The 20,179-nt window shown below is 53.9% G+C and carries 20 protein-coding genes; 10 read left to right on the top strand and 10 right to left on the bottom strand.

The window, feature by feature from the left end; translation table 11 throughout:
- The first annotated feature begins 37 nt into the window (after positions 1 to 37).
- Together BM477_RS02195 and BM477_RS02190 are read left to right on the top strand one after the other, a co-directional pair.
- Complete coding sequence (locus BM477_RS02195; RefSeq protein WP_075361044.1) at positions 38 to 916, top strand: ABC transporter permease; 879 nt, start codon at positions 38 to 40, stop codon at positions 914 to 916.
- Between the two features lies 1 nt (position 917).
- On the top strand, positions 918 to 1,649 hold the full coding sequence (locus BM477_RS02190; protein WP_075361043.1) for an ABC transporter ATP-binding protein: 732 nt from the start codon (positions 918 to 920) through the stop codon (positions 1,647 to 1,649).
- On the opposite strand, the gene BM477_RS02185 is transcribed toward BM477_RS02190, so the two are convergent.
- From BM477_RS02185 to BM477_RS02175, 3 genes are all read right to left on the bottom strand, one after another.
- Complete coding sequence (locus tag BM477_RS02185; protein ID WP_075361042.1) at positions 1,650 to 2,645, bottom strand: glycosyltransferase family 2 protein; 996 nt, start codon at positions 2,643 to 2,645, stop codon at positions 1,650 to 1,652.
- 21 nt (positions 2,646 to 2,666) lie between these two features.
- On the bottom strand, positions 2,667 to 4,190 hold the full coding sequence (locus BM477_RS02180) for a polysaccharide pyruvyl transferase family protein (RefSeq protein ID WP_075361041.1): 1,524 nt from the start codon (positions 4,188 to 4,190) through the stop codon (positions 2,667 to 2,669).
- Positions 4,191 to 4,291: 101 nt separating this feature from the next.
- Entirely contained in the window at positions 4,292 to 5,014 is a 723-nt protein-coding gene (locus tag BM477_RS02175; protein ID WP_075361040.1) for a hypothetical protein, read from the bottom strand.
- A gap of 165 nt (positions 5,015 to 5,179) precedes the next feature.
- On the opposite strand from BM477_RS02175, the gene BM477_RS02170 reads away from it, so the two are divergent.
- From BM477_RS02170 to BM477_RS02160, 3 genes are read left to right on the top strand one after another with little or no spacing between them, the layout of a single operon-like run.
- A complete protein-coding gene (locus tag BM477_RS02170; protein WP_075361039.1) occupies positions 5,180 to 5,479 on the top strand; it encodes a WhiB family transcriptional regulator in 300 nt (99 codons plus the stop codon).
- On the top strand, positions 5,476 to 8,619 hold the full coding sequence (locus tag BM477_RS02165; protein ID WP_075361038.1) for a glycosyltransferase: 3,144 nt from the start codon (positions 5,476 to 5,478) through the stop codon (positions 8,617 to 8,619). Before BM477_RS02170 ends, BM477_RS02165 begins: the two co-directional genes overlap by 4 nt.
- Positions 8,616 to 10,103, top strand: coding sequence for a DUF5719 family protein (locus tag BM477_RS02160; protein WP_075361037.1), 1,488 nt, complete (start codon positions 8,616 to 8,618; stop codon positions 10,101 to 10,103). Before BM477_RS02165 ends, BM477_RS02160 begins: the two co-directional genes overlap by 4 nt.
- A gap of 22 nt (positions 10,104 to 10,125) precedes the next feature.
- Here BM477_RS02160 and BM477_RS02155 read toward each other — a convergent pair whose 3' ends face one another.
- Positions 10,126 to 10,596, bottom strand: a complete 471-nt coding sequence (locus BM477_RS02155; protein ID WP_075361201.1) for a metallopeptidase family protein — start codon at positions 10,594 to 10,596, stop codon at positions 10,126 to 10,128.
- Between the two features lie 67 nt (positions 10,597 to 10,663).
- Between BM477_RS02155 and BM477_RS02150 the strand changes: the two genes are divergently transcribed.
- From BM477_RS02150 to BM477_RS02140, 3 genes are read left to right on the top strand one after another with little or no spacing between them, the layout of a single operon-like run.
- Entirely contained in the window at positions 10,664 to 11,089 is a 426-nt protein-coding gene (locus tag BM477_RS02150; protein ID WP_075361036.1) for a DUF3499 domain-containing protein, read from the top strand.
- 35 nt (positions 11,090 to 11,124) lie between these two features.
- Entirely contained in the window at positions 11,125 to 11,331 is a 207-nt protein-coding gene (locus BM477_RS02145) for a Trm112 family protein (RefSeq protein WP_075361035.1), read from the top strand.
- Positions 11,332 to 11,333: 2 nt separating this feature from the next.
- Entirely contained in the window at positions 11,334 to 12,248 is a 915-nt protein-coding gene (locus tag BM477_RS02140; protein WP_075361034.1) for a cation diffusion facilitator family transporter, read from the top strand.
- Here the strand turns inward: BM477_RS02140 and BM477_RS02135 are convergent.
- Positions 12,212 to 13,084, bottom strand: coding sequence for an RDD family protein (locus tag BM477_RS02135; protein WP_075361033.1), 873 nt, complete (start codon positions 13,082 to 13,084; stop codon positions 12,212 to 12,214). The genes BM477_RS02140 and BM477_RS02135 overlap by 37 nt on opposite strands.
- An 18-nt stretch (positions 13,085 to 13,102) precedes the next feature.
- Here BM477_RS02135 and BM477_RS02130 point away from each other — a divergent pair, with 18 nt between their 5' ends.
- Positions 13,103 to 14,101 (top strand): stage II sporulation protein M, encoded by a 999-nt coding sequence (locus BM477_RS02130; protein WP_075361032.1) that lies wholly within the window; start codon positions 13,103 to 13,105, stop codon positions 14,099 to 14,101.
- Between the two features lie 55 nt (positions 14,102 to 14,156).
- On the opposite strand, the gene BM477_RS02125 is transcribed toward BM477_RS02130, so the two are convergent.
- Genes BM477_RS02125 through BM477_RS02105 form a run of 5 tightly spaced genes read right to left on the bottom strand, consistent with a single transcriptional unit; the run spans position 14,157 to position 19,363 of the window.
- Positions 14,157 to 15,449 carry a DUF58 domain-containing protein gene (locus BM477_RS02125; protein ID WP_075361031.1) on the bottom strand — a complete coding sequence of 431 codons (1,293 nt, stop codon included), beginning with the start codon at positions 15,447 to 15,449 and terminating at the stop codon, positions 14,157 to 14,159.
- A gap of 1 nt (position 15,450) precedes the next feature.
- Entirely contained in the window at positions 15,451 to 16,479 is a 1,029-nt protein-coding gene (locus BM477_RS02120) for an AAA family ATPase (protein ID WP_075361030.1), read from the bottom strand.
- Positions 16,476 to 17,606 (bottom strand): DUF4350 domain-containing protein, encoded by a 1,131-nt coding sequence (locus BM477_RS02115; protein ID WP_075361029.1) that lies wholly within the window; start codon positions 17,604 to 17,606, stop codon positions 16,476 to 16,478. The genes BM477_RS02120 and BM477_RS02115 overlap by 4 nt, the downstream gene beginning before the upstream one ends.
- The gene (locus BM477_RS02110) at positions 17,603 to 18,223 is read right to left on the bottom strand and encodes a DUF4129 domain-containing protein (RefSeq protein ID WP_075361028.1); all 621 of its coding nucleotides are present in this window, start codon (positions 18,221 to 18,223) and stop codon (positions 17,603 to 17,605) included. Before BM477_RS02110 ends, BM477_RS02115 begins: the two co-directional genes overlap by 4 nt.
- Before the next feature lie 6 nt (positions 18,224 to 18,229).
- A complete protein-coding gene (locus tag BM477_RS02105) occupies positions 18,230 to 19,363 on the bottom strand; it encodes a DUF7847 domain-containing protein (protein WP_075361027.1) in 1,134 nt (377 codons plus the stop codon).
- A gap of 128 nt (positions 19,364 to 19,491) precedes the next feature.
- Here BM477_RS02105 and mtrA point away from each other — a divergent pair, with 128 nt between their 5' ends.
- A complete protein-coding gene (mtrA, locus tag BM477_RS02100) occupies positions 19,492 to 20,172 on the top strand; it encodes an MtrAB system response regulator MtrA (RefSeq protein WP_075361026.1) in 681 nt (226 codons plus the stop codon).
- Positions 20,173 to 20,179: the final 7 nt, after the last annotated feature.

Raw genomic sequence — 20,179 nt, 5'->3', positions numbered from 1 at the left:
CCAGTGATATCGAAGGCAGACACGCAAGGATTAATCTATGGCACAACAGTCAAAATTAGTAGCCCCAGGGCGTGGGCGTGGCTTAGTGGATGTTTTCTTCCAGTTCTATCTGCTAAAACTGGTAGTGAAAAAAGAACTACGCGTTCGCTATCACGGCTCCGTCCTCGGCATGCTGTGGAGCTACGTGAAGCCAGCCACCCAGTTTCTGGTGTACTTCCTCGCGATGGGGGTATTCCTCTCCCTTGGACGTACCCTAGAAGGCTATGCAGTCTACCTATTTGCTGGAATGGTGGTAATCAACTATTTCTCTGAGGTGCTTTCGAACTCTACCAGGACCCTGGTGTGGAATGCGCCTTTAATCAAGAAGATTTATCTGCCGCGAGAAATGTTTCCAGTCTCCAGCGTCTGGGTGGCAATGGTTCACCTTTTCCCGCAAGTGGTTGTGCTACTAATTGGGACTTTAGCGTACGCTGTCATAGATCAAACTCCCTGGCCGGGCTTTCAGACCCTTCTGCTGTCCCTAGGGGCAATCCTTCTCGGCGTGATAATCGTAACGATGACCGCCCTCGGCCTCGGCCTGATTTTCGGCACCTTCAATGTTTTCTACCGTGACGCTGAGAATATTGTGGATCTGATTTTGCTGGTGGCGGTCTGGATGTCTCCGGTGCTCTACGGTCTCACGATGGTTGAGAACGCCTTCCCCAACTGGCTATACAATCTGTATCTGCTCAATCCCCTCACCATCGCGGTTGAGCTATTCCATTTCGGCTTCTGGTCTCCGCTAACTGGTGCCACCGCCACTATGGAGTCTCTGAAGGGGATGACTGTGGTGGCTTGTGTAGTATCATCTCTGCTGCTGTTTTTGGGGCAGTGGGTATTCAAAAAGTACGAGGGTAGATTCGCACAGGAGCTATAAGATGGATTCGACAGAACCTAGGATTATCGTCAACAGTGTCACCAAGGAATTTACCCTTCGTCATCGTCGCGCGTTGAAAGATATTGCCATTGCGGCGCTCACCCGGCAGGATGTGGGCATCAACCATTTCCGTGCTGTGGATGAGGTTAGTTTCTCCGTGAACGAGGGAGAGACTGTCGCCCTTTTGGGGTACAACGGTTCAGGTAAATCAACGCTTCTGAAACTTATCTCTGGGGTGCTACACCCAGATCAAGGAACCGTCTTAACCCGAGGTAGGGTAGCGGGCCTAATTGAAGTTGGGGCAGGTTTTCATCCCGACCTGACTGGCCGCGAAAATGTTTTCCTTAATGGCGCTATCTTAGGTATGCAAAAGCATGAGATTGAGCAGCAGTACGACAGTATTGTTGAGTTCTCTGAGATTGAAAAGTTCATGGACACGGAAGTGAAGTTTTACTCTTCCGGCATGTTCTTGCGACTGGCTTTCTCTGTCGCGATCCACTGCAGTCCTGAGGTCTTCTTGATTGACGAGATTCTAGCCGTTGGGGATGAGCCTTTCCAAAAGAAGTGCATCAGGCGTATCAAGGACCTGAGAGACTCCGGAAAGACCCTAGTGATTGTCTCTCATGATTTAGACATGGTGTCAGCGCTGTGCGAGCGGGGCATCTTAGTAGAACACGGAAAAATGGTAATGGACGGCCCGACCGGTGATGTGGTTAAGCAAATGAGAGGCTAGCTAGCTGCCTTTTCTCAGCAGTTTTTTGGCCAGACGGCGTAGGACCGCGTAGAGTGAGGCATTATCCGCTTTGTGTAGCAGCCAGTTATTCTGCTCATTGAAGTGTGCGCTCTGCTCATCTAGTTTCGTGTGCAAACTAGTAACCTGCGCAGAGAGCTCCCGTACCAGATGCATCTGCATGGCCAGTTCTGAGCGAAGGAATTGAAATTCTGCTCCCTGCACCAGTAACTGTCCGACCTGATTATCGGAGAGCTCATCTCCCAGATATTCGCGGCGAACCAAAGCGTCATAGTAGGCGTGTGCGCCGGACATGGCAATTACAGAGTTGCCAGCCACGCCGGTTTGCCCCTTTCTTTGATGCCAGAAAGCCAGAGGCATGCCATCTATGAAGGCGAAGTTATGGTAGCGGGCCAGTCGCAGGTGGAAATCCCAGTCTCCCACTACGGGCAGGTCAGCACGGAAGCCGCCCAGTTGCTCAATAATGCTGGCACGGTAGAGGCAAGAAATCGGGACTGCTTGATTCTGCCTTAGCAGGGCATTGAAGGTGATGGCCCTAATTTCTGGCCAAGCGATCTCTCTGCCCTCGGTGATAATCTGGTCCTTCTCTAACCTCTCCCAGATAATCTCGGTGCGAACACCGACTGCTGCGTCTTTTGGATGCTCATCTAGATGCTCCACGCAAGCGTGCAAGAACCTGGCATGCCAGGTGTCGTCGTCATCATGGATACAAATGAACTCACCCTGGGCGCGGCTGATCGCTAGGTTTGAAGCATTCTCCATACCTAAAGATGACTCATTATGGATAACCGTGGTGCGTTTCTTCCAGGGGGATAACTCTACAATCCTGTCAACCTCATGAGGGTCACCGCCATCGTTCACCAGCAGGATTTCAACATCACTAAAAATTTGCGCGGAAATATCTAGCAGGGCGCGTTTTAAGAACAGAGGGCGATTCTTGGTTCTCACAATAATTGAGACTCGCGGCGTGGTTTGCATTCCCGGTTCTCCTCTTAATTCTTAGTTTTGAGCCCATTCAGGGCGGCTCGGCATCCATGACCCATGAACGTGATCGTAATGAAATCTGGCGTCAGCGAAGGCGTCAGCGCGCCCAATCAAACCAAAAGGATCATCTTGGCGGCCAGACTGCATGAAATCTAATCGGTCAGCTTCGCGTTCTTCTTCCAGCTGCGCTATCTCCGCCACGATCTGGGAGCTAAAAGAGTTATGCGTGTTGACTAACTGAAGGTAGGGGCTGGATAGAGTGGCGAAACGTGAATTGGCCTCAACTAGATTAGGTAGTTTTCCGTTACCTCCACGGAAGATATCGTCAATAGAGTTCCACCACTTCTGGGAGAACTCAAGTAGATGACTCTTACGTTTTCCGACAAAAACTGAATATTCATCGCGTTCTTCCCAGACTGAATCGATTATTGAGTGTCCAGCTGGGCCGAATAGGTGCCAGATTGCTACGGTTCGGTCAGGCAGTCCCCAGTTATTCAGCAAGCCGTCAATCCTTTGTTGTGAGTACGATGAGGCAACTACCGGCAGTACCGGGATATTGCGTGCCAAAGAGAACACAATCGGGTGGAAACGGTTAGAGACCATCAAAGAAACTTGCCGCAGCCGGCGTGCTGAAGCGTCGGCGTCCTCCACCGACAGTTCCAAGTATGGGGTGGTCATCTGCGTCGCCACGCGATGCTGAAAATCTTCGTCCCACTGTCCTGAACGGGGAGGCGCCATGTGGGGGATAAATAAGGTGGGAAGTCCAGTCACAGAGTAGGTGTAATCAGCCAGTTTAGCCCAAGCTTTTACGGCTTCTGGTTCCGGGATGTCGTGGCTCTCCCCGGAAAGAGAAAAGGCCACATACTGGGGGAGGTTTTCAGTGGTTGCCGTGGCAGTATTTTCCGCCTCCGACAGTCCCCAGAAGGAAGCATCATCAATACCAGCCGCGGCATAAACCGACGGGAATAACTGATGAGATAACTGTAGTGAGCCTTGATCTCTGAACCCTACCGCAAGTGCATAATCGAGCAACTCTTGAGCTCTGGCGGCATCCTCAGCGGTGATCGCCGGCCCTAAGGTCTGCCCGGTAACAATCACCTTTTTGTGGCAAAGCTGCGCAATCTTCATCACCAGCAGTCGTTCTAAAAACAACCAGCCATACTTGGAGTTGAAAGAACCACCACCGGCAATTAGGACGGCATCTACGTTAGAAATCTCTTGCACTAAAGTAAATAGTTCACTCTCTGGATAGGGAACTTCCTGAGCGGAGAGATGCAGGTTATCCACTGTCCGTTCAGCTACTTTCAGCGCCCATTCGTAGGCGTAGGTGCGCCTTCCTGGGGCAATCGGGAAGGGGACGGTCCAGGCCGCATCAGCGTCTAAGTCGGAGAACTCACGCAAAGTAGCTACCATGTCGCGGGTCAGCATGGTGACGCGATGCCCACGCGAGACGAGCTGCCGGGCGGTTTCTCTGCCGATAGCTTCATCACCAACATGGTAAACCGGCTGGCCGACGTCAGCTAACACAGCAATGTGCATGATACCTACCTCTCTGAGACTGTCTCGATTTTAGCCTAGAATCCGCAGCTAGGGTAGCAGTGGGAAGACCTAACATTGAGTTGTTGCGGTGATTGAGTTATTTAAGGTAGGTGATGGACCTGCCGGTCTAGGGCTTCTTGCTGGATCCAACGAGCCTCGTTCTCTGCTGGCACTTCTGGCGGTACTAGCATTACCGTGGGCAGCTCTAGTTGCGTGTAGGCAGAAAATACCCGCCAGAGGGCTGCAACTAATAAGGATAGCTGGTTGGCTGAAGTTGGGGCTAGGCCAGCTTTTATTACTAGCAGAGTCTGTGGAGAAAGCTTTTCCACTAACTCTATGTAGCGTCGGTAGTCGTTCAGCTGGGCCACGCTAAATAACTGCTCCGGCGCAATCTGGGTGACGGAGGGCGGCGCGTCAGGTTGCTCATTGGCTAGCTGCGCTCCATCCTCGACTTCCCAAGGGAGATTACCCGGCCAGCGGATTGCTAGGTGCTCAAGGCTTTGGGCGATTTTGACTGCCGCTTCGCTGGCTTCTAGGGTTTCTAGCTGGTCGCTCACAATGGCCGAGGGCGAGGGGGATTGCGGCCTCGTTCCGGTCGATAGTCCTGCATACCAGGCCCCTAGCGTCCAAACGATGCTACGCCAGTGCGCTGGCATTTGAATCTCCACTGAATCAGCAGGGGGAAAGAGTAACTGTTGATAGGCGTGCGCGCATTTACCAATCCAGCGTGCCACTAGACTGGTAGTCAAGGGCAATCTACGGCCGCTTGAGTCATATGTCACGATAGCCAGATTGTGATGAGAAATCAGCGTGTTTAGTTGCATATTTCTATTTTTACATAATTTGATTTCCCTAAAAGGGTGCCAAAGCGATAAAAATGGACTATTCTTACGACTAGCACTCCAAGTTACATGGATGTGATTTGCACTTTGACTGTGACACACCATGTTATGGATTTGAAATATTAGAAGTAGTTCGAAAGGGGCGATATGTGGAACATCCTCGGTGATGGCGACATCTTGTCGACGCCTCTGACCGCAGATAATGTGGACTACTTATTTGATGATGGTCTTCTAGCCTGGCAAGAACAGGCGCTGTGCGCGCAGACTGACCCAGAGGCTTTCTTCCCGGAAAAGGGCGGTTCGACCCGTGAAGCTAAAGGCGTTTGCGCAATGTGTGAAGTTCGTCAAGAATGCCTCGAGTACGCACTGGCCAATGATGAAAGATTTGGTATCTGGGGCGGACTATCCGAACGCGAACGGCGGAAACTGAAGAAAGCCGCGGAATGAGCTCTCAGCCGTTTGTTCATGCGATTTTGGTGACTGACGGATTCACTCCTTATTGCGGGCGCACGATAGAACAACTCAACTCACAAAGTCACGCACCAGATCTTGTGACTGTGGTTGATGTTGCTGAAAAAACAAACAGTTCCACACTTTCTCGTCTCTGCGTTGAAAATAAATGGCAGTATCTGGCCAATCCCCAAGCCCACAATCTTGGTGCAGCCGTACAGTACGCACTCAGCGTCACTAAAGACGCAGAAAACGGGGACAAAAACCTTACTGACAATCAGTGGTTGTGGCTCCTGCACGATGATTCTGCTCCGGAAACTGATTGCTTAGAAAAACTGGTGTCCCGTCTTGCTACGGTTCGAACAGTCGGCGTGATAGGCACCAAGCAACGTAGCTGGGATCATCCGGAGCAACTACTTGAACTAGGAATCGCAGCCACCCGTAGTGGGCGCCGCTACGATCACCTGCGCGGAGAGCTAGATCAGGGACAATACGATCACACCGAGGACGTACTGGCAGTCTCCACTGCAGGTATGCTGGTCATGCAGTCACTTTGGGAGAGCTTAGGCGGCACAGATCCCTCCCTCGTCAAATTTGGGGAGGGTCTAGAGTTCGGTCGACGTGCCCACCTTGCCGGTTGGCGTGTGATTGTTGAACCCCAAGCCATCACCTATCATGCGGAAGCCACCTATCGGGGCCTACGCAAAGATCATGAAACAGAAAACATTTCCCGATCTTTCGGGTCCCGTAAAGCCGCTCAAATCTATAACTGGATGCTAGCTGCCCCACTATGGCAGCTGCCCATATTGATGCTGTTGCTGCCCTTCCTGCAGGTCGGGCGTGCCTTGGTGCGAGTGATTTCCCGCAGCCCCGCTCTCGCGTGGGAAGAGCTAAAAGCACTATTGAAAGCTATCGCCCTGACGGGCAAGATTATGGCTGCCCGAAACCGCACCCGCTCGGTTACGAACGTGCCAGCATCTAGTTTGCGACGTTTGGAAGTTAGCCCGCACACCATGTTCAAGTACCGGTGGATTGACCGGCGTGTGCAACGCGCTAATCTGCCCACTGAAGTCCTTGAACCGGTCGCCGCTCAAGGCTTGAAAGTTCGTCGGGAGCGTTCCCTTTTCGGCCTACTGATAGTGCTCTTAGCCGCCTTTGTTGCCGCCTTCATCTTCTGGGGTCCGCGGCTAGTGGGACTGACCGGCTCCGCCTTCCTCACTTTGCCGCCGGACCTGTCCACCCTCTGGAGCTATGCTTGGACGGCATGGGTTCCGCAAGGTCTGGGAGCTGAAGCCCCCACGGATCCGCTCCTGGCGGTCTTTGCTGTCTTACTTTCTCCGTTTGCTGTTTTCGGAATCGAACTCCCGGCCGCCTTGCGTGTCCTTCTGTTCATTTCCCCGGTGCTGGCAGCTTTGGGTGCCTGGCTGGCGGCTGGAACCTTCACGCGGGCTCTCCCCTTGAGAATCTGGGCGGCGCTCACCTGGATTAGCTTGCCTGCCTACTGGATCTCTGTGGCGCAAGGCCGAGTCTCCGTCATCATGTTCTCAATTGCGGCCCCCTACGTAATCTGGGGATTCATGCGTGGTGGACTTTTACATAAATCAGAAATCGTAACTGGGGCTGCCGGTGGGGTAGTGGTACGTTCCATCTCCCAGCGCACCCGACATCTGACTATTGCCGCCCTGGCGCTATGGGTCGCAGTCGCCGCGCAACCCGCCCTCATCGTGGCCGCCTGGGCGCTGAGCATATTCGGTCTGATAACTTTCCGTTCTCGGCGCTTCTCCGCACTGCTTCTGCCGTTACCGGCAAGCATTCAGATTGCCCCCTTCCTCTCCTACGCCTACCGCAACGATGCCTGGCAGGCGCTGTTCGGCTCCATCGATAAACCTGTGGTCACCCCGGTGGCTAACTCTTTGCAGCTGGCCGCGGGATGGCCGACAGCGCCCTCGGCCCTGAGCCTGATCGGGCCATGGTGGATGTGGAGCCTCCCCCTTGCATTTGCGGCGCTTGCCGCGCTGTTAGTGACGCTTCGTCCAGGCCGTCGCGGCTGGCTGGTCAGAGGACTGTGGATACTTGCCCTCGCAGTGGCTGGCGCGACCGTTATCTCTCGTAACCTGGCGGTTTCTGCGACCGACCAGATTGTGAATGCCTGGCCGGGAATCGGCCTGCTAATGGTTGCGGGTGTGCTGATTGTGATAGTTGCTGCAGGTTATGACCGGGCCTGGGTATTGCGCCCTCGGAAAGCTATCTGGGCCACCCCAGCGGTGGTAGCTGCGGCTGTGATGACTTTGGCTACTGCGACCGTAATGGTTGCCCCCAGCGCAGCTGCCTATGTGTCCCGGCAGCTCCCTTCTGCGACCGTAGCAGGCACGCATTACGCGATTCCTGCCTCCGCGGAACAGGCCAGCCAGTCTGAGCGCCGAGGGCGTGTCCTGGTCTTGACCGCTAGTGAAAACGGAGCCATGCAAGCTCGAATCTGGCGTCATGCTGGAGCCACATACGTAGAACATAACGCTATCTTGGACGTTCAGGACGCTCACACTAGAACCCGCGGTGAGACTGCCCCCGCTACCGATAGCTTCAGCATTGCGATGGGACAGCTGCGATCTGGTCAGCACGGTGAGAACCTCCCCTTACTTTTGGCAAATAATGCGGTTGAGCAAGTAGTCCTCACCGAATGGGACACCCGCGCTGGCAAGCGAGTCAAATCGCAGTTAGAAGCCACTGAAGGCCTCGAGGCGATTGGTGCTACCGAAGCCGGACTTACCTGGCGCGTAGCTTCCCCGGACACTTCTTCAGACGCGGGAGCAATCGCTTTGCGTGCTTATGTGGAAAATAATCAAGGCCGTATCCTGGTGCCCTCCGGTCCACTAAACATCAAAACCAGCCTGCCGGCGGGAACCTCGGGCATCCTCCACCTAGCGGAAAACTATTCCAGCGGCTGGAAAGCGACTGTAAACGGACAGCCACTTGAGCCAGTTCCAGGCGATATGCAGTCTTTCAAAATGCCTAACGGGGGTCAGCTTGCGGTGACCTGGACACGTGACTGGTTGCGCTGGTGGCAGGCCGCGTGCGCTCTCTCGTACCTGTTAATGGCCTCCGGCGTTATCTTCTCCTATCGAAGGAGGCAGGCATGAGCGAATTACCCGAAACTGTAAGCGCAGAAAAGGCGAGCCCGCAGCAACTCCCTGATGAGACCAGGGAAGCTCCCAAACTCAACTATGGGCGGGTCATCTCCCGCTCAATTGTGGGACTGGCTAGTTTGGTGATAGTCGCCGGTGGCGTGCTGGCTTTCGGACTTGCTGACCGGTGGATGCCGGCGCAAGCCCCGGAGGACTCTCCCTACACCCAGATTGAACTAAGTAACGTCACCATTCAGCAGATCTGCCCTCCAGTAATTGAAGCCACCCCACAGACCGTCATTATGCCCGACGGAACTCAAGGACAGGCAACCCAAAAATTTGGTTTTGGGACCAGCTCCACAGCCGCTAAGCTAACCACACTCACCGGTGCTGCTGTGAGCCCCACACAAGTAGATGATTCCGCTTTCATTATTTCTGGGGAGAACCAGTCTCAACCCTTCATTTCTTTACGGGCAGACAGTATCACCGGAGCTGGACATCAAGCACTGAGTAGCACGCAGTGCCGTCGGGCGGCTAGCATCACTTGGCTATCTGGAGCCGCAACGGACCGTGGTAACACGGCTGACCTCATCCTCGTCAACCCGGCTCCCGCTGCAACCGAAGTGACCATCACCGGTTGGGGTGCAAGTGGCCCGTTGCCTTCCATTCCAGAAACCTTGGTTGCTGGCAAAAGCGTGAAAAGGATAAAGCTAGCTGGCCAAATCAGCGAAGCAGAAATCATCACTTTGAAAGTGGAAACTGACGGCCCCGCGATTGGTGCCTTCCTAGCCACCACACGTAACGATGGTTTAGTCAGTCACGGACGCGAATGGGCTCCAGCACTACCTGACCCGGCCCGCAAGCTAGTGCTAGCAGGAACGAACCTCTCAGCTGCCGGCGGTACGCTATGGATCACTAATCCCGGGGAGGAAACCACTAGCGTGACAGTCAGCACTCTTTCCAGTGAGGGCCTAAATCCGGTTGCGGGCGCAGAAGATCTCACTATTTCAGCAGGATCCGTCCTGCCCTTGGATTTAGGCGGTATCCAAACTGGTTTGGAACCACTATTTATTGAATCCACTCAGCCTATCGCTGCAACCGCACTGACCACACAGCTAGATGAGGATCCTACGGACGAAGTGGTGACCCGACCAGCAACCGACAGTGCCGGCATCACCAGCGATTACGCGCTGGTTGGGGTCAGCCAGCAGGTCACCCATGCTGAACTGGTGGTCCCGCAAGGAATCAAAGCCGATCTACTGGTCGTGAACCCGCATGCGCAGGTGGCTACCTTGAAGGTTGGGGGAGTACCAAAAGAAGTACCCGCGCAATCTTCGACCACCATCGCTTTGCCCAGCTCTGCAGATTTTGAAGCAGACCGGCCACTTTACGCCGCAGTGCAGTATCGACTACCAAACGGCAAAGCTGCCATCTCCACCCAGGTGGTTAAAGCAATCAGCTCAGTTGGTGGGCAATACACCCTCGACACCCGGCCCTGAGCGGGGGAAGAAATCCCCCAGCTTACCAGCCCTCAACATCCTCCGGGGAAACGGCGTACAAGGTCGCTAAGGCGTCCACTAAGAGCGTTCTCACCAGTTCTTCTAGGGCCTCCTGATGGGAGCAGCGGCGCGTAATCGGTAGACGGTACAGCACAATCCGCGGCTTCAAGCCGGAGCGGCGATCACGGTCAAAACAACGCGCTAAACGGACACCGTTACGCTCCCACGGGGCCGCGTCGGAAGGGGGAACATCCTCCACACACAACTCCACTTCCTGCGCGGGCGGGAAAGTTTGCGCTAAATCAGCTAAACATTTTGCGCTCAAATCGTCGAAACTATCCCGAATCGACTTCCACCCCGGAACCGTGGGAACCAACAATGGGCCCCGCTGCGCCCGGCCATGACGGTCACGGCGGTGGTGCAGCAACGCGCGTCGTCCCACGCCAGCGGACTCATCGTAATTAACCGCAGTGTTCCAGACAAGATTAGGCATACTGTGATTGTAGCGCAGCCCGCCCTGTCGCGGCCGGAGCCCACCCGCCCGATGATAGAATGAGCCGGTGAGCATTGCTAGAATCTGCGCCAAACCGGGTTGTTCAGCCCGCGCCGCCGCGACCTTAACCTACGATTATGGGGACTCTACTGCCGTGATTGGTCCCCTCTCCAGTAAAGCCACCCCCAGAGGCTACGATCTTTGCTCCACACACGCAGTGCGATTCACCGCCCCGGCCGGCTGGCAAGTAGTTCGTCTAGTCAATAACTTCACGGACGTGGAACCGACCGATGAGGAGTTCGAAGAGCTCTCCGAAGCAGTCCGCGAAGCCGCCATGCGAGCTCAGGCCATCACTAGGCAATCAGTGCGTCACTCCAGCGCTGGCCGGCCTGCCGCCGCACCGAAACAACCTGCCGCCTCCACCAAAGCAGGGGGTCCGCTCCCCGGCAAGCGCCACGGCTATCTTCGAGTGGTCGAGGGCGAGGGCCAATAATCACCAACCGCCAGAGCCAAGAGGAAGAAAAACCAGTGAGCCAGCCCAACCCATTAGAGGATTTCACCAAACACCTGCGCTGCCCCAGAACCGGGGACAGCCTAGGGATCTACACCAAAGATCAAGAAATGTATCTGGTTACCCAAAGCCAGCAGTACGCCTACGAAATCATTGACGGAATTCCCGTTTTGCTACCTACCGCGGCCTTCACTTGGCCAGAACTTGAAATCGTAGAGGACTAGATATGGCCAGCGGCGGACATAAAGCTATTATCGCGGCACTAGTCGCCAACCTCGGAATCGCGGTCACCAAGCTGGCGGCTTGGATTCTGACCTCCTCATCCTCAATGCTGGCGGAAGCAATCCATTCATTCGCGGATTCGGGAAATCAGCTCCTGATGCTGATTGGCAGTCGCAGATCCACCCGTAAGGCTGATGAGACTCACCAGTTTGGTTTTGGTCGCACCCGCTATATTACGGCCTTTGTGGTCTCCATTGTGCTCTTCACACTCGGCGGCCTATTCGCTCTCTATGAGGCTTTCCACAAGTTCGTGGACCCGCACCCCATTACTGCCTGGCACTGGGTGCCTATAGTAGTGCTGCTGATTGGTATTTTGCTGGAGGGGAATTCCCTACGCACAGCAGTGCTAGAGGCCCGCAAACTACGCGGGCAGATGCCGCTGTTCACGTATCTGAAGCAGTCACGTGCACCGGAGATTCCGGTCATCTTGCTGGAAGATATCGCAGCGATGCTGGGTCTGGTGGTAGCTCTGGTGGGCGTATCATTGACCCTCTGGACCGGGGATGGGCGTTGGGACGCCCTCGGCTCCGCGGTTATCGGTATGCTGCTAGTGGTTGTGACAACCTTCCTCGGCTCCGAAACCCTGTCCATGCTGGTAGGCGAGGGCGCCACCCCCGACAATCTAAAACTAATCCGGAAGGTACTCACTGAATCTGGGCTGAACATCTGGACCCTACGGACCCTGCATCTTGGACCCGATACCTTGCTGGTGGTAGCGAAAGTCGGGATACCATCAGAACTGACTACTAATCAAATCAGCGAGAAACTCAATCAGGCAGAAACGGCGGTGGCCGAAAGCCTCACTACCCTTAAATGCGAAATCTACTTAGAGCCAGATTTCGGTTCAGCGAGGTCATAAGGAATTCGCTGGGCACGCGCGCGTGCTTGTGAAACTGCTCTGCGCTGGCTAGATTCTGTACGGTATTCGATATCTCGTCGAGCTACGCTCACGGCCGCTAGGAAATGCTCTGGGGGAGTACCTTCGGGAGGGGCCGGTGCCACATAGGCTTCAGCTTCATGAGCTAGCTGAGTAGCGGTCTGAGTGCGCACCCCGGGGTTAAGCATAGAAGCATTGCGTAGGAAAGAACTAATGCTGTTACTCAAGTTGGTGGGGAGCGGGGCAAAACTGGCATGAGAGGCCCACTGTGTCAGCTGCGGCGGCATCACCAAAGAAGCCCGGTTGTGATTAACATGCACAGAGACGACGTAGGTTCCAGCAGTCATGTCACCCAGGCGTTTTCCTCGCTTGGATAAAGTGGCCGTCAGCATAGCCACAGAGCCCAGAGTCGTCCAGCCCTCAACTAGCCAGACAATGGAGCGGATAAAAGCTTGCGGGGCGGAAATAATTCCGCCATCGTCGCGAACTACGCGGGTGCCCGCCAGTATCTTGCCGAGGCTCCTGCCATGCGTGAAAGCTTCGACTATGCCTGGCAATAGCATAAATGCGGCCACCATAGACAAGCGCACCAACACTTTGGAAGTAGTATCCAAAGCAATCCGGTCAGTAATCCGAGACATAGCATCCCCGGCAACAGAGACAAGGAGGAATAACAGGATCAAAGAAAATGCGGCATCAACAATCGCACCTGCAACTCTCGCCATTATTGAGGCCGGTCTAATCTCCAGCTCAACAGCTTCACCCGTGACAATTACTTCACGTTTAATGTCGTGTTCCTCTAGAAAAACAGTACTCATATATGGCACTGTACAGGTGTGGACATTGATGCGCTAGAAGCAGTGAGAAGACCAGAGTGGCAGCGTTTAGAAGAATTACTGGCTAAACGCCGGATTTCTGGTGCCGAAGCCGACGAAATGGCGGCATTATACCGATTTGTGGCTGCCGATTTATCACGGATCAAACAGGAAAACGCTGACGTAGATACTGTGAGATATATCTCCAATCTGGTTCAGCGGGCGCGCGGGCAAATGACCCGCCGACGTGGACATCCAATGGCGACTGTCTCCCGTTTCGTCACAGCGGAGTTACCCGCGGCCCTCTATCTCGCTAGATGGTGGATTATTGCAGCCTATGCTTTCAGTATCGCGGTGGCATGCGCATTCGGATTCTACTGGTATAACAACGAGGATTTGTTGCTATCCCTAGCCCCTGAATCCGCATTGAGAGCTTACGCTAACGACGACTTTGTCAACTACTATTCTGAGAATCCTGCCGCTCTCTTTGGTACACAGGTATGGACGAATAACGCACTCTTAGCGGTAGTCTCCGCGGTCACCGGGATTACCGGCGTGGTGCCAATATATATTTTGTACGGTAACTCCACAATGCTGGGACAAACCGCCGCGATCGTCAGCTATTTTGGTTCTCCCGGATTGTTTTTCTCCTACATCCTGCCCCATGGATTGCTAGAACTAAGCGCAATCTACGTGGCAACCGGTGCCGGACTGCGGATGTTCTGGTCGCTACTAGCGCCAGGCAGAAGAACCCGAATGGAAGCGATGGGGAGGGAAGGTAGAGCCCTCTTAACTATCGGCATCGGACTAATCTTGATTCTACTGGTTTCCGGTATTGAAGAGGCCTACCTGACGCCTTCCAGCCTGCCGGTGTGGCTGAAGATTACAATCGGTGCCAGTACCACAATTTTGTTGTGGATTTATATCCTGGTTCTGGGGAAGCGTGCCGCAGACGCAGACGCAGGCCACACCGGAATTGGGAGCGAAGCCGTCAGCGGCTACTATCAGCCGGTTAGCTAGAAGCCATCAGATTCGGGTCAGACTATTACTGTCCCTATTCCACCCGGGCTTAGGTCTATAGTGCCCCCATAGATTTCAGCAACAGATACTTATCTGCCACGAGAGGGGGGAGCTCCTCAGCCGACCCCTCTACTAGGTATGCACCTAAGGAAGCGAACTCGGTTTTTACTCCCTGGCTATTGAGCAAAGTAATTTGCGCTGCAGCTGACTCGTACAGGTCAGTCTCAGGATCTTCTCCTAGGGCCATTTGCTTGAGTTTAGTGTCGACGGCCGAAGCTAAAATCACTTTATGGCGCTCAGTTAGCTGAACCACAGCCTGCATGAGTCCAGAGTCTAAAGACGTGGAATCAACCGAAGTCAAAATCACGACCAAAGCTGAATGGCTGGTCAATCTGCTGACCTCATGCGGGATGAGATTCCAGTTGATCTCCCCCAGAGTCGCATCAATCGACGCGGCTGGCACAGCAATAGCATGAACAATCTGCTTGGCCCCAACACCGGTAACGCGGGCCCTGACTGAGGACTCCACATCAAGGTAATGTACCTTATCTCCAGCATGGGAGCTCAAAGCGGCCAGCAGAAGAGCGGTCTCTATCTGTGCCTCCAAACGAGGGAAACCATCGATTCGTGGAGCCGAATTTCGGGAAGAGTCATTAATAATGATGACATCTTGGTCTCGTTCGGGGCGCCAGGTGCGAACCATCAGGTCGCGTGAGCGGGCCGTTGCACGCCAGTCAATGTCACGGATATCGTCGCCGCGAACGTATTCTCTCAAAGAATCAAACTCGCTACCAGCACCGCGATTAATCAGCGGGGTAGAGCCATTAATCTGGTTGAGACGTTGCAAGCGTGAAGGCAAATGGCGGCGTGCGTAGAAAGGCGGCAGGACCAGCACTTGAGCCGGGCTGACCAAAGAGACCTGGCGTCCGGCTAAGCCTAAAGGACCACGGGACCGAATCGTTATCGGTCCGGCCGTTACGGTCCCACGTCGGGAAGGAAGCAGCTCGGTCACGACTCGTGAACCATCCTGCGCATCCAAGTGGAAACTATGGACTGGATGATTTGCCTGCGCTGAGGGTGGCCAGGCGTCTCTGACTTGGCCCCGGTATTTCTCACCGGTAGGGTTACGTAGTGTCAAAGTGGACCGCGCGGGACTGTCCAACCTAGTCGACTGTGAAGTAGTGCGTTCCACCGTGAGTAGCTGAGGACTGTGCGCTAACCACAAGTCCACCAGCACCAGCACACCGCCCACCACAATCCACACGATCAGCGTCCAGACAGAGGGGACTAACAGCAGTGGGATGAGACCCAAAGCCGTGTACAAAATAGCGAGCGGAGTGAGATACATGTCAGCGTGGCACCGGCACGGCAGCGAGGATATTGTTCAGCAACTGTGGGGCGGTTAAACCCTCTAGCTGAGCTTCTGGTTTCAAAGCGATTCGGTGGCGCATGGCAGGCAGAGCCAAAATCTTTACATCATCAGGGATGACGTATGAGCGACCAGACAGCCACGCCCAAGCGCGTGCCGCAGCTAGCAGAGCCGTCGCGCCACGGGGAGAAACTCCGCGACTGATAGCAGGATGGCTACGGGTAGCGCGAACCAAATCTACAATGTAGGTGAGGACCGCCTGATTCACTTCCAGATTTGCGGCCTCTAGTCGGGCCTGCAAAAGCTCCTCAGCGGTAGTCACGGTCTGTACCCCAACCGAGTTCAAATCGCGTGGATTGAATCCGTGTGCGTGACGTGAAAGCACGTCAATCTCTTCATCTCGGGATGGCAACTCAAAATTCAGGTGGAATAGGAAACGGTCCAACTGAGCTTCAGGAAGCGGATAGGTTCCTTCTTGTTCAATTGGGTTCTGAGTGGCCAAGACCATAAAAGGCGAGGGGAGTTTGCGGGTAACTGCATCTACTGTCACCTGTTGCTCTTCCATAGCTTCCAACAGGGCGGATTGTGTCTTTGGAGGGGTGCGGTTGATTTCGTCAGCCAACAGGAGATTAGTGAAAATCGGTCCGGGACGGAACTTGAAATCAGCCACCTTGGAGTCATACACCAAAGAGCCAGTGATGTCGGCAGGCATCAGGTCCGGGGTGAACTGGACGCGTTTCATTTCCAGATCGAGGGCATGGCCGAGGGTGCGCACCAACAGTGTCTTTGCTGTGCCAGGTACACCCTCCAGCAGCACATGTCCACCGGCAATTAGTGCAACAGCAATGCCAGAAACCACTGCATCTTGGCCGACAACAGCTTTTGAAATCTCACCACGCAGCTTGACCAAGGAATTGCGGCTGGCTGAGGAAGGGCTAGCTCCCTCGACGGATCTGCGGGAGGGGATTCCTTCAGCGCCGGTCGTGTTAATCGGGGTGGCCTCACTCATTTAGTAGCCTCGCTTTCAAGCTGGTTGAGTTGTTTATTCAAAGTGTTTAAGTCTTGTAAAGTCTTCGGATGGTTCCCGTACAGGATTGAGTCTATTTCACTTTCGGGCCGTCCGGTGGCTTTTGCTACCGCCTGCAAAACCTCCGGTCGGCTGGAAGTCTGTGAGATGCCGATTTGAGAAGATATCCGGCTTAAAGTCCAAGCTCTCATACTCTGTGCCATATGTTCGTAGTCTCGCGAGCGACGGTACAAACTAGCGCGCCCTCGAACTGTCTCCAAGGAAGGGACCACTACCGGAAGCTCTTCAGGAACCAGAGGCCCAAATTTACGTCCGTACACGAAAGCTGAAACCAGGAACAGAACCAGAAGGAGACCCAAAACTTCATTCAAATAAGGAGGGGTTTGCTTATCCACAGGAAGTTCCAAAGGGTCTGTGTTGCCCAGCCACCAAATCACATTGTCGCTGTGAGCGCCAATGGTAGACAAAAGCAGAGAGGCATTTCCCCGCTCAGCAAGATGCTGATTTTCCAATCGCGAAACTCCAACAATGACGTAGCGATCGCCGCGAGTTTCATTGGCCGGACGGTGAACCCAGGTACTAGTAGATTGTGCAGGATAACAACCCTCGTCTCCCGTTTCTGCCACCACACCGAATAGGGAGCTCGTAATCTGTCCGGCTCTAGCTACCGGAGCTAAGCAGTCAGGATTGAGCGTCATCCCATTAGCAATTGGTTCCATTCTGAAGCCCAGCCTATCCATCCTGAGATCGGTATGCGCAATGATGACCACTGGGTTGCTGAGCTTGTTAACCTCTTCAGCCACTTCGGGACGTAGCAGTTCGGGGTTGAGTAAAACCACGGTATGGTTTGTGTCTTGAGCCAGACGGAGAGCCGCTTGGGGAGTTTCTGCCTGTTTGAAGCTCATTCCATGATTGGCGGCAATATTTGCAACTGCGGCACTACCATCGGGGCGGTAGCTATCAATCGAGTGTGCTTCGCGGTTTGGAGCGAAGTAGATTACTACAGATAGCAGAGCCAATATCAAAAGGATTGCCGTAATCAGAATAATCCGGGCCCGGTAAGCCTTCCAAAAACCAGTGCGTTCAGTTTGCGGAGCGGAAGAGGTCATTTCTCCTCCTTCGCCGCAATCGACTTCGCTTCTATCATTTTGCTGGTTTCTTGAAGCTCTCTAAAATCAGCTTCGCTTGCCGTCTGCTCTCCGTAGCGCACATTATTAAAAGTGGTGGCGGCTTTCAACAGAGGTCCGGCCAAGAGAGGCTCCTGATCGGCACATATCTGAGAGACTTCTAAGGCAGTGAGACCAGGTGATTCAACTAAGACTCCCTGATAGTCAAGAGCTTTTACCATAATCCTAAACTGCGTGATTACAGCCTGAGTCCAATCTGACTTCGTGATCTGTTCTTTGAGGAGTTTTTCTAGCTCCTTACGGGTGACCTGCTCATCAAATACAGCCAGCTTCTGCTTGCTACGTTTCAACAGGTAAGGCCGTGACAGAAGAGCCGTGATAATTACTAAGCCCACTGTGATGGCTAGAGCGACTAGCGGCCAAGGGATATCCCCATCGGTGGCTCCGAAATCGAAGAATCCAAACAGCCACTTGAAGAAGCGAGCGATCCATTTTGCTAGCGGGTTCTCCGCTGATCTATAGCCTAGCCGAGACAGCTCTTCCTCGGCCCAATCTCTTGCAGTTGGGCCGTCAGGAGTCAGCTCTGCTCTCCAGATCACGGTTGGCTACCTGTTGGCAGATTCTTGGAGCAAGCTTGTTGCCAAGCCTTCTTTACGGATTCGTAGATCGACGTAAATGAGGGAGTTATAGGCGGCTTGAACGGGCAGAATCAAACCAGACACTAAGATTCCGACGGATGCGCTCAACGCGAGTGCGAGGCCCGGCTGAGTGGCAAATCCCAAAGTCACAGGAACGGAAACAATCAGGCCAAGGACCTGGCCGATTATGCTTACGATAATGCCAATCAAAATCATGCGACCCAGTGTGGGCCAGAAGAAACCCTTCGTGAGCTTCCAAGAACGCTTAATCGATTCAATCGGGCCGGCACCTTCAAGAACTAGGACGATTGGGGCCACCAAAAGCTTCACACTGATGTAAGCCAGCGCGGCAAACGCAACGAAAATACCTGCGATCAACAGCGCGGTAGCACCAGCGATGCCGCTGAGGGCATCCTCGGGGTTTGAGAATGCCAGCAGAATCAGCGGGATAGAGAAAATGAGAGACACTACTGCAGCAACAACAAAAGTCAAAATCGAGGTGAGGATGGTTAGTCCGATTAGCGGGAGAACACGGCCTTTCGTGTTGCTCCAAGTTGCAGACAGTGAGGTAACTTTACCAATTACTGCGCGAGATACCGCATACGTGAGTAGACCGGTCAGAATAATGACAGCGAAGAATTCTAAAATGGCGGGACCAACCAAGCTTGTGGTCATTGAAGTAAACATTTCAGCTAGGGCTTCGATGGCCTCATCGTCGCTCATGTTCGGGTTATTCTCAAGATTTGCAAAGACGTCATCAAGCGGACTCCACAAGTTAGCGAGACCGGAGATGACTGCCACGATGCTCATCACAATTACGGAGAGGCCGAACATGACTCCCGGATTGGAACGGACAGCAGCAAAAGAGCCTTCTAGTAAATCAGAGATAGTAAGCGGGCGCAGTGGAATGATTCCCGGCTGTTGGTTAGCCTGATTTTGGCTGAAATTCGGGGCCGGAGTGTACTGTGGGGCACCGTCGGGGGCATAAGAGCTGGCTGGGGTCCCCGAGGCAGGGCTGGGCGTGTCGGGGGTTGGCGAAGCGTTGTCTGCTTCAGAGCTTCCCCAGTTCCACGGATTTTCTGCTTGGTTGTGTTCCGGCATGCTGCGCTCCTTTAACTTAATCTGCAAAGACGTAAATATGTCTCTGAAAGCAGTTTAGACGGTCAAAAGGCGTTACGCGCCGACTAATAATCGGATGTTGGACACAGTTTCGTGTCATTATTATCTCTATGAATGCACGTATTTTAGTTATCGATGACGATGTCGCCTTGGCAGAGATGATTGGTATCATTTTGGAATCCGAAGGTTTCCAAGCATCTTTTTGTGCTGATGGGGCTCGTGCCCTCGATACTTATCATCGCGTTGACCCAGATTTAATCTTGTTGGACGTGATGCTACCCGGTATGGATGGCATCGAAATCTGCCGTCGCATCCGGAAAGAATCTGATGTCCCGATCGTTATGCTCACTGCAAAATCAGACACCATGGATGTGGTGGCTGGTTTAGAAGCAGGAGCTGATGACTATGTGCAGAAACCTTTCAAGGCCAAGGAACTAGTGGCCCGAGTAAGGGCTCGCTTGCGTCGTACGGATGAGCCGCAGGCAGAGAAACTCTCAATTGCGGATTTGTCAATCGACGTGGCAGGGCATCAGGTGACCCGTGACGGTGAAATAATTTCTTTGACCCCACTAGAATTTGATTTGCTGGCTACTTTGGCACGTGAGCCGTGGAAGGTATTCTCTCGCAATGAGCTGCTCGAGAAAGTCTGGGGCTACCGTCATGCGGCAGATACCCGTCTGGTCAACGTACATGTCCAGCGCCTGCGCTCCAAGGTTGAGCACGACCCGGAAAATCCGACCGTAATTTTGACAGTCCGCGGCATCGGCTACCGTTCCGGCGCCAGCCTCTAGGTTTTAG

Origin of the sequence: Boudabousia marimammalium (genome assembly GCF_001936115.1) — a bacterium.
GTDB classification, from domain to species: Bacteria; Actinomycetota; Actinomycetes; order Actinomycetales; family Actinomycetaceae; genus Boudabousia; species Boudabousia marimammalium.
The sequence above is the reverse complement of the archived record's forward strand: the minus strand, read 5'-3'. Positions and strand labels throughout refer to the sequence as shown.

Bases quoted from the DNA above. Each gene is read 5' to 3' on its own strand.
- BM477_RS02175 (WP_075361040.1), bottom strand. From the start codon at position 5,014: ATGCAACTAAACACGCTGATTTCTCATCACAATCTGGCTATCGTGACA.
- BM477_RS02170 (WP_075361039.1), top strand. From the start codon at position 5,180: ATGTGGAACATCCTCGGTGATGGCGACATCTTGTCGACGCCTCTGACC.
- BM477_RS02115 (WP_075361029.1), bottom strand. From the start codon at position 17,606: ATGACCTCTTCCGCTCCGCAAACTGAACGCACTGGTTTTTGGAAGGCT.
- BM477_RS02195 (WP_075361044.1), top strand. From the start codon at position 38: ATGGCACAACAGTCAAAATTAGTAGCCCCAGGGCGTGGGCGTGGCTTA.
- BM477_RS02155 (WP_075361201.1), bottom strand. From the start codon at position 10,596: ATGCCTAATCTTGTCTGGAACACTGCGGTTAATTACGATGAGTCCGCT.
- BM477_RS02135 (WP_075361033.1), bottom strand. From the start codon at position 13,084: ATGAGTACTGTTTTTCTAGAGGAACACGACATTAAACGTGAAGTAATT.
- BM477_RS02160 (WP_075361037.1), top strand. From the start codon at position 8,616: ATGAGCGAATTACCCGAAACTGTAAGCGCAGAAAAGGCGAGCCCGCAG.
- BM477_RS02120 (WP_075361030.1), bottom strand. From the start codon at position 16,479: ATGAGTGAGGCCACCCCGATTAACACGACCGGCGCTGAAGGAATCCCC.
- BM477_RS02105 (WP_075361027.1), bottom strand. From the start codon at position 19,363: ATGCCGGAACACAACCAAGCAGAAAATCCGTGGAACTGGGGAAGCTCT.
- BM477_RS02190 (WP_075361043.1), top strand. From the start codon at position 918: ATGGATTCGACAGAACCTAGGATTATCGTCAACAGTGTCACCAAGGAA.
- BM477_RS02165 (WP_075361038.1), top strand. From the start codon at position 5,476: ATGAGCTCTCAGCCGTTTGTTCATGCGATTTTGGTGACTGACGGATTC.
- BM477_RS02180 (WP_075361041.1), bottom strand. From the start codon at position 4,190: ATGCACATTGCTGTGTTAGCTGACGTCGGCCAGCCGGTTTACCATGTT.
- BM477_RS02185 (WP_075361042.1), bottom strand. From the start codon at position 2,645: ATGCAAACCACGCCGCGAGTCTCAATTATTGTGAGAACCAAGAATCGC.
- BM477_RS02140 (WP_075361034.1), top strand. From the start codon at position 11,334: ATGGCCAGCGGCGGACATAAAGCTATTATCGCGGCACTAGTCGCCAAC.
- mtrA (WP_075361026.1), top strand. From the start codon at position 19,492: ATGAATGCACGTATTTTAGTTATCGATGACGATGTCGCCTTGGCAGAG.
- BM477_RS02125 (WP_075361031.1), bottom strand. From the start codon at position 15,449: ATGTATCTCACTCCGCTCGCTATTTTGTACACGGCTTTGGGTCTCATC.